Genomic DNA, 7867 nt, shown 5'->3' with positions numbered 1-7867 from the left:
TTTCTATTTTGGGCTTACAGACTGATTTCGTATAATGTATATTATGTTAAATAACATCTCTACGACAGCACCCTAACTTAGTTGCGTTGCCGCAACTCATTTCAATTGTTGGTGCTGTGCTTGACAGCTTATGTAACCAGTGACATCGCTGTCAAGCATCTGTTAATGAACATAATATAAGTTATGCAGAAATCAGATCGCTACTCGATTTGCGTCCAAGCAAGCTTACGCAAATCTGCGTGGCTATGACTTTTTATTACGGTGCGGTTCTTGCTCTGTAGATGCTTGTAACCACCCGACTTGAATCTGTTCGCAAGTTTCACTTTATTAACGTCAACTCTTCGAGATTGACCCTAATAAAGCGACCTATAATTCTGGTAGCCTATTTTTATAAAATATCGTGCTTGTTAGTCGTAAACTTTAAATAAGTGCCTGATGGAAATGCTTTTCCATGTTCATTTTCGTATTTTTCTCTAAGTTCTTTATATTTCTCACGAATTTGTATTCTTGTCGCTAGTTCAGATTTGGGTAATTCGTGTTCATTAGCGACTTGCGGCAGTTGGTATAATTTGTCTAAAATTCTATATACATCGATTTCATCCCTTGTCTTGCTTACAAAGCTAAATACTTGATTTAGACCATATTTATCTACAGCTGATTGAATGATGTTATTTACAAACTGATCAGACACATCTTTGTCAACATTCTGATTTTCAGTAATTAAAATTGAATTTCTAATCAAATCGAATGTCTTGTTTTTTTCAATTTGCTCTATATCCTCATCAATGATTCTTTTTAAGTCATAAATATCCCGAACATCTAAATCAGGATATAAATCAATTATTTTCATTAAGTTATCGCTAAACTTTTCCATGACCACCTCTAGGTAAGTTAATTGTAAAGTGATTAGTAGGTTAGCATCTAAGAATCAGGATATACAGGTGGTTTGTAATGAACTTGATCATTGCTGTTTGCTGATATATTTTCCTGTAAATACTGATCTTTTTTAACCTTTGAGAATGCCATTCTATTGTTTTTATTTGATAACTTTTTACATTCATCCAGTGTTATTTCAATTACTTCACCATAGGAGTTTTTGGCATAACAATCTGTCGATGAATCTATGATCATGGCAATTCTAGATAATTCTTGTTGCTCCAAATCTACAGCTTTAACCTCTTTTTCCGTAGTTGATTTTACTGGGGGGGTGTCAATTGGTGCTTGCGCTTTAACAGGCTGCTTTGAATCTTCTATGACTGTATTTTGACTATTTAATATTTTATCATCCTTCCACTTTGAATAAACATAACTGGGTATCCCTATAAATACAGCTATAAGAATAGCTATATATTTCAAAGGTATTTTGGTCTTGTGAGTATGCTGAGTAGCTGATTTATAGAACTTAAATAAGTGCTTGGGGAATTTAAATGTTTCTTTATTAATTGCTTCATCACGAACACTTCTTGTATTTGGATTTAGCTTATGTTCAGGGAAATGGAAGATCGTAGCCTGTTTTAAGCCAAAGACACGTCTTAAATGTAAATGCTCACCAACAAAGTCTAATGTGTGTTGATTTATAAGTTTTGGTGACTGGGTAATTAATACAATGTCATAACCATTATGCCGATGGTAATCGAGATCCCAAGCAATATTGGCTATGTCTTCTGCCCTATCCTTTGGGTATTTTTTTAACATATCTCTCTTAGCAAATGCTGGGTGCTTTTGTGCTTCATCATAAAGAACGACAGAACCATGATCCAATTTACGCCAATCAAATGGATTCTCTATATCATCTTCAAATTTACGTACACCAGAGATATTAATACCGTCAATGTTCGTCCAGACATTACGGCCATCATTGAGGAAATCAAAGATCATGGATAAAGCTTTTAATGTTTTGCCTGAACCTGGTGTTGCTGTAATTAGTGTAAGCATAGTACAAAGCTCATTAAACCAATTGAAGTGATATATTCCCATTGCTCAATCCTCCTCATGCTTCGTCGTCATTCGCAATGGGATTCATTACATTTCTCTAGTTAATACAAATCTCATAGAGCGCAAATAAGTCACAGTGACAAATGTACCTAATACAATAGATAAATATTTATCAAAGCCAGCAAGCCCAAGAATGCCAAGTACAGCAGGAGGTAAACCTGTAACAGCATCTCTCATAGAATCAATCAAGGAAGAAGTAATTTCGTTTAAGAAATACATTGAGAAGATGCCAATACCAAAGGCGGATAAGGCTTGAAAGACTAGACCAGATGCAAACCAAGTTAATACACGTACTAATAAACCTGCCATTTTATGACCTCACGAAGCCAACGAATATGTAGCAAGCATGTAGCCATGCAGCGAGAATCACGAATGGTCGTACATCAACCGCAAATGAGCAGAAATAATCATAGGGTAACGATATTTGAGTCGATGCCATGCCAAGATTTAAGGTAAATGTCTTTGGTGCAGGACATTGGTTGTTAAAGTTAAATTGTGGTGCTGTAGGTAATTTCGACTTATCCAATTCTGTAATGGTATATTTTTCAGGTTCAGGAATATCTGAATCGTCTTTAAACCATTCTACAAATGAACAAATTGGAGTAGCCCAATCACAGAAATTAGGCAATGCAGAATTGGTCTGTTTTCCTGTTTCAGGGTCAGTATGTGTAATCTCAGTTGAATTTGAATCAGGATTAGATTTTTCTAAAGTTTGTTCTACAAAGTATGGTGCTTCATCAGGCTTTGATTGCTCATTAGGGATTCGTTCATACGCTTCTTTAACACCTGTCCATACTCCAGTATCTGCACCAGTTTCAGGATGACGACCAAACATTATATCGCCTAACTGAGCTTCTGTTAGTATTTGTCGTTCAGGATTTGGATTTGCGTTAGGATTAAGCTGTCCACGTACAGTTTCAATAAGAGCATTAGGAGCAATCAATAGTCCTGTATTTGCATCATATCGATCTGCCAGAATCTGTACGTCCTTTCCATTTTCTGAAATAGATGGCTGAGGATTTTTATAAATCCAAAGGCCGTGGCTAATAATATTTACTTGACTTAAAACACAAGATGTAAGCTCATTAATATTCGTATAGTTTGACCCATAGCAATGCCAATAATATAAACTTTGATCTTTCGATATTTCTTTATAAATTACTTGTTCATCATTATCAATTTTATATCCATAAGACGATAAAAGAGCTTCCACAGCCATTGTTGAAACACCAATTAAGGGATTTGCACGTCTAAATAAACGCCTCATCATTGTTCTAGCAACAACAGTTTTTGAAGGTGAAACTCTAATTCTATAAGTTGCATCATTAGCAGCAGGCGTATCAACTTTTTTTGCTTCAATTAAAACTATATTTTTGGACCGATCTGGTTTTACTTCATAATCCCACTTTTCAGCAGCACTCGAAAAGGCGTTTTGAGCAGAACATAAGACTAACGCAATAATAAAGCCGCGAAGCAAACACTTAAAACTATTAAATAAATCCACGCTTCCACCTATAGCACCTTATCAAATATGAAGTTTAGAAATAGACTGAAAGCAAAGCAGATAACACCGAAAGCAATAAATTTATTCATATAACCACCTAAAAGCCCTTAACCATTGTTAAGGGCTAATGTTATTTAACGAATCAAAGCAATTACACGCTTGATGACCCAAACACCTGCAACAACGCCAATAATGGCAGTACCCACTGTTTGAAGTGTTGCACTTCCTCCACTGATTGCAGAGGTTGCGCCAGTGGCTAAATCACCCTCCGCAAATGCAGAACCAGCAGCAACCATCAGTCCAGTACCTAAAGCAACTGGTAGTGCCTTGTTTTTTTGTTGAACTTGAGTTTTCATATAAACCTCATTATTTGAGCAAGCTAATAACTTGCTTAACGATGAATACAACGGCAAGGCAACCCACGATTGCGATTAGTAATTCATTGGCTTGCTGTACCGTTAAATCAGGCAAGAATGATTTAATTTCCTGCCACTCCAAGCATGTTTGCAGACCTGATTCATTTGGCTGTGATAAAGTCTTGCAAACGTGCATTTCTTAAATTCCTACATCCGTTCAGCTTGATGGTCTACTTTCCAAATCAATGTTTTTAAATCATTAATTTCATCATTTGTCGTAGTATCAATGCTTTGCTGTTCTTCTAAATAAAGATTAAGAATTTGCCTAATCTTTAAATAATCCTCTTTACGCAACTGCCCTACTTTTCTGTCATAAGTCGTTGTTCTGTAAATAGGATTTTTTTTATACATAATCAAATATCATCTTGTTCTGATACTTGAATATCTTTTAGAACTGGTTTTGGTGGTGTGCGAGTAAAATCAAACTCAAATTCGAGATCAAATTTACAAGGCAATTCAACGTCTTTAAAACGGTAATAATTACCCGAACCCTTTAATTTAAATAACTGTTCAGATGAACCTTTAGCTTCCATATTTGCTTCAGGAAAAGGGATTGAGGCATAAATATTTAGGTTGTCATAAGGTTGTGGAATACCCTTATTTTTACCGTTATCAGGGGTAAACTCACCATGCGACATTTTTAAACCTGTAACGATAACAGTCTGTATTTGTGACATTTTTTAGCTCCTAAGCTATTTTGTAATTAAATTGCGAGTTTGGTTCTACATACCATTCAGGCAATTGTTGGTTGAAATCAATCTCAATGAGCTTGATAAAAGGAATAATGTTGTTCGCTTTATTTGTATGTAAATTCTGCAAATAAGCTTTTGAGAAACCACATAAACACAGTTCAGCAATTAGTCTGTGAAATGAAGTTTTTGAATAATTGGCTTTCAATTCCTCAATGCCCTTTTCTCTAATTAAGCAGTACATTGCGAATAGATTTCTGACTTTAGTTGGTGAAGGCTTGCCCGATTTAGTCATGACTACTTCTGACCGTTCGATAGCTTCAAGTACACTTAAATCGTCAGTTAATTTCATAGTTTGACCTCTAAGAGCTTCAAATATGCTGTGTGTGGCTTTTGTCCAAAGTGTTTGAAGTAAGTTGGGATTTTGTTTTTGAAAACGAATTAGTTCGAATAGGTTTGTAGGTACATTATTACGCTCTAACCAACGTTTTTTTAAACGTGACTCAAAGCGTAAAAGCCCGATTGTCCAATCAATAAGTTTTTGATTAGACATAACTTCAACAACACGCATCGCTGATTTATCCATTTTCTTCGCAAGTTGTTGTTGTTCAGCGAATTGCGCCATGAATTCATCGTGTTTTAAATAACACTTATGATTAAGCAAACGAGATGTTTCTCCGCCCCAGTAGCGAGAAGTGTCATAAGCTTTTTTACTTACTCGTGTCTGACCATTACTAACATTGCCTAAATATTCGAGAACTTTTTTTGCCGTAGTTTGGTCTTTAAGACGAGTTGAGTAAGTTACATCAATATGTGATACCCATGCTTTTTGAAAATCGAGCATTCTTGCTAATAATGGATAGGCTTCATACAAGAAGCCGATCATTTCCATTGCACCCTGTTCAATATTGTCACTACCGAATACGTTATGACCTTGTAATAACTTTGCAGGCGAAGCTTTAATTTGAACGTAAGGTTCGTAAGCAGAATCGAAGAAGACTTTCATTGCCATGCCTGTGTAATGTGTCGGCACTGATTCATATGGATGAAATAGTGCTGATGCAGAAATACTCCCATCATCATTTTTATGGACAGATCGTGACGCCAAAGGAATTTCAATACTATGTAAATCAACATCAATGAAGAAATAACGCCCTTCAGCATCTACAGAATAGAAGCTGCTCTCAAAGGGTGCATTTATACAAAGATGGTCTAACACACTAAGCAATCCCAAATAAATCAAATATCACAAATCACAATATGGGATACTTATAACATCTGATTTGTGATATTACAATATATCATAAAATATAAATCACAAATTATGGTTGCTTACTGGCTAACTTGGAGTTTTAGAAATGGCTATAACGATTCGACTGCGTGATGATGAGGAAGAAATGGTTAAAAACGCTGCTTTAGATATGATGATTGAGAAGAAGACCCGAATTAAAGAGTCAGATGTCATACATACTTTAATACGCATGTACCTCCCCCAACTTAAGACCGCTGATGTAATGAAATATCGTGAGGAAATTTTGGGGAAAGATGACTAGATATAAATAAAAAATCCTTTGAAGAATCAAAGGATTTTGTTTGATGATTGAGGTAAGCACTAAAAAATCGAGGTAACTATTTTAAGGAAATGTAAATCATCAAACTGACATCAACTTGGCAGTTTTAAAGATAAAAGTCCCGAATTTGGGACTAGAGTCCACCATTAGAAAGCGTGGACTCTTTTTTATGACATTTTTTTCAATGAGGATGAAATTTCCTTTAAAGATGTTCGGACATCTTTTTGGAAGATTGATTCACCAATATCCACTCCACTAAAAGTATTAATATCTATTGTGACTGCATTTTTAATTTTTCTTCTATAAGGATATAAAGCAATCTTAGTACGAAAATGAATATCTAATTCAATGGGATGATCAGGAAGAGTATTTTTTAAGTTATGGTACATCCCTAAAGAGTAAATTAATTTTTCATCAGGAAATAGAATTGGTGTTCCTGATATAAAAGCACCAATGTCATAACCACTAGAGTTTTTTATAATAGATTCCGTCCCATTGTAGGTAATATCTTGAGCAATCCCCTTTCCAATATTATGAATAACTAAAAGAATTAATCCTTGTCTATCTAAATCAACCTTAGTATATACAACAACATCTCCTTTCGAATTATTAAAGTAAACAATATAAGTCACTATCAGAGAACCAATAGCAACTATTAGTGAGAAAAAGGCAACAATAGCAGCAATAATATCAATAAACATTTTTCATTCGATCTTATAAATTATAAAAATATAATTGAAAGCAGCTATTTATGATCTACCATCAACATTAAATTTTAAGAACTGATGTTGCATTACTTGTAAAAACTCAGCTTCTGTTAAGGGTTTTCCTGTAGCACTTAGCTTAGCAGGAAGAAAAGATGTCTTATCATTATAATAAGGTTTTAATTCACTTTTTTGATTAACAATGTTTATTAAGGCATTAAGAAACTCAGAATCATTATGAGTGTAAGTCGTTTTTATGACAAATCCTGCTGTAACTTTTCTATTTTCTTGGGAATTATCAGAAATACAAACTGCATATAAATTTGGTAATAATTCATATAGATCGGAATCAGTATCATTTGAAAAGTGAGTAATTGAATCACTATCATTAAATAAACAATAGTGAGTTAGTAGAGTTACACCACCTAATTCAGCATCAGAAGAAGAAACAATTTTCATAATTTAATAACCTATAACTTGTCTAATAGATGTGAAAAATAATTTACTAGTAATAAAAAATAATAAAAAACTAAAGATAAAATAAATAACAATATTAAGTTTTAGTTTGGCTAAAATTAAAATTGCTTGTACTAAATTAAGGGTATTTAGCAAAAAACCTATACATATTAACAATATTGCCCAGAAAATATCAAAACTTGGAATAAGTGTCATAGAATTTTCAGGATGTTTTGCTAAATAGATACCTACAAGCATTACAGTAGCTGCTATACCATAATTTCTTACATGATCGAAAATAAATTTTAAATCAACTTTTTGTGGATCAACTTCTAATATATGACGTAAAAATCTTTCAGAAGTTTTTTGTGGTTTTTCATTATTATCAGACATATTTTCTCTATAGTCATTCTGAAGTCGCATAACTTCATTTTATGTTAAATAAAATATTATGAGGTGAACCTACTCTTATGACTTTGATGTTTTACTTGAAACTACAATTTATTTAAAAGAGGCTCTAGACTAGCAAAAT

General features: G+C 33.9%; 13 protein-coding genes. 1 reads left to right on the top strand and 12 read right to left on the bottom strand.

Going from position 1 to position 7867, the window contains the following annotated elements:
- Nucleotides 1–388: 388 nt before the first annotated feature.
- The 9 genes from GW12_RS04400 to GW12_RS04365 form a co-directional block, all read right to left on the bottom strand.
- Nucleotides 389–874: a hypothetical protein gene (locus tag GW12_RS04400; protein WP_034583995.1), complete on the bottom strand. Its 486-nt coding sequence runs from the start codon at nucleotides 872–874 to the stop codon at nucleotides 389–391.
- Between the two features lie 47 nt (nucleotides 875–921).
- Nucleotides 922–1977 (bottom strand): zonular occludens toxin domain-containing protein, encoded by a 1056-nt coding sequence (locus GW12_RS04395; protein ID WP_052127880.1) that lies wholly within the window; start codon nucleotides 1975–1977, stop codon nucleotides 922–924.
- Between the two features lie 45 nt (nucleotides 1978–2022).
- Nucleotides 2023–2304, bottom strand: a complete 282-nt coding sequence (locus GW12_RS15335) for a DUF2523 family protein (protein WP_081403454.1) — start codon at nucleotides 2302–2304, stop codon at nucleotides 2023–2025.
- 1 nt (nucleotide 2305) lies between these two features.
- Nucleotides 2306–3499 carry a virulence factor TspB C-terminal domain-related protein gene (locus GW12_RS04390; RefSeq protein WP_034583993.1) on the bottom strand — a complete coding sequence of 398 codons (1194 nt, stop codon included), beginning with the start codon at nucleotides 3497–3499 and terminating at the stop codon, nucleotides 2306–2308.
- A 134-nt stretch (nucleotides 3500–3633) separates the two neighbouring features.
- On the bottom strand, nucleotides 3634–3855 hold the full coding sequence (locus GW12_RS04385; protein ID WP_034583991.1) for a major capsid protein: 222 nt from the start codon (nucleotides 3853–3855) through the stop codon (nucleotides 3634–3636).
- A 10-nt stretch (nucleotides 3856–3865) separates the two neighbouring features.
- Nucleotides 3866–4051: a hypothetical protein gene (locus tag GW12_RS04380; RefSeq protein ID WP_034583990.1), complete on the bottom strand. Its 186-nt coding sequence runs from the start codon at nucleotides 4049–4051 to the stop codon at nucleotides 3866–3868.
- Nucleotides 4052–4062: 11 nt separating this feature from the next.
- Nucleotides 4063–4266 carry a hypothetical protein gene (locus GW12_RS04375; protein WP_034583988.1) on the bottom strand — a complete coding sequence of 68 codons (204 nt, stop codon included), beginning with the start codon at nucleotides 4264–4266 and terminating at the stop codon, nucleotides 4063–4065.
- A 2-nt stretch (nucleotides 4267–4268) separates the two neighbouring features.
- Nucleotides 4269–4592 (bottom strand): hypothetical protein, encoded by a 324-nt coding sequence (locus tag GW12_RS04370; RefSeq protein WP_034583986.1) that lies wholly within the window; start codon nucleotides 4590–4592, stop codon nucleotides 4269–4271.
- Nucleotides 4593–4602: 10 nt separating this feature from the next.
- Nucleotides 4603–5823, bottom strand: a complete 1221-nt coding sequence (locus GW12_RS04365; RefSeq protein ID WP_034583984.1) for a phage/plasmid replication protein, II/X family — start codon at nucleotides 5821–5823, stop codon at nucleotides 4603–4605.
- Between the two features lie 139 nt (nucleotides 5824–5962).
- On the opposite strand from GW12_RS04365, the gene GW12_RS04360 reads away from it, so the two are divergent.
- The gene (locus tag GW12_RS04360; RefSeq protein ID WP_034583983.1) at nucleotides 5963–6157 is read left to right on the top strand and encodes a hypothetical protein; all 195 of its coding nucleotides are present in this window, start codon (nucleotides 5963–5965) and stop codon (nucleotides 6155–6157) included.
- A 185-nt stretch (nucleotides 6158–6342) separates the two neighbouring features.
- Here the strand turns inward: GW12_RS04360 and GW12_RS04355 are convergent, their stop codons facing one another.
- The 3 genes from GW12_RS04355 to GW12_RS04345 are packed head-to-tail and all read right to left on the bottom strand — an operon-like array spanning nucleotide 6343 to nucleotide 7728.
- The gene (locus GW12_RS04355) at nucleotides 6343–6876 is read right to left on the bottom strand and encodes a hypothetical protein (RefSeq protein ID WP_034583981.1); all 534 of its coding nucleotides are present in this window, start codon (nucleotides 6874–6876) and stop codon (nucleotides 6343–6345) included.
- A gap of 48 nt (nucleotides 6877–6924) precedes the next feature.
- Nucleotides 6925–7338: a hypothetical protein gene (locus GW12_RS04350; protein WP_034583979.1), complete on the bottom strand. Its 414-nt coding sequence runs from the start codon at nucleotides 7336–7338 to the stop codon at nucleotides 6925–6927.
- A 3-nt stretch (nucleotides 7339–7341) separates the two neighbouring features.
- A complete protein-coding gene (locus GW12_RS04345; RefSeq protein WP_227504125.1) occupies nucleotides 7342–7728 on the bottom strand; it encodes a hypothetical protein in 387 nt (128 codons plus the stop codon).
- Nucleotides 7729–7867: the final 139 nt, after the last annotated feature.

It is taken from the genome of Acinetobacter sp. HR7, from assembly GCF_000773685.1.
Lineage (GTDB): Bacteria > Pseudomonadota > Gammaproteobacteria > Pseudomonadales > Moraxellaceae > Acinetobacter > Acinetobacter thermotolerans.
The sequence above is the reverse complement of the archived record's forward strand: the minus strand, read 5'-3'. Positions and strand labels throughout refer to the sequence as shown.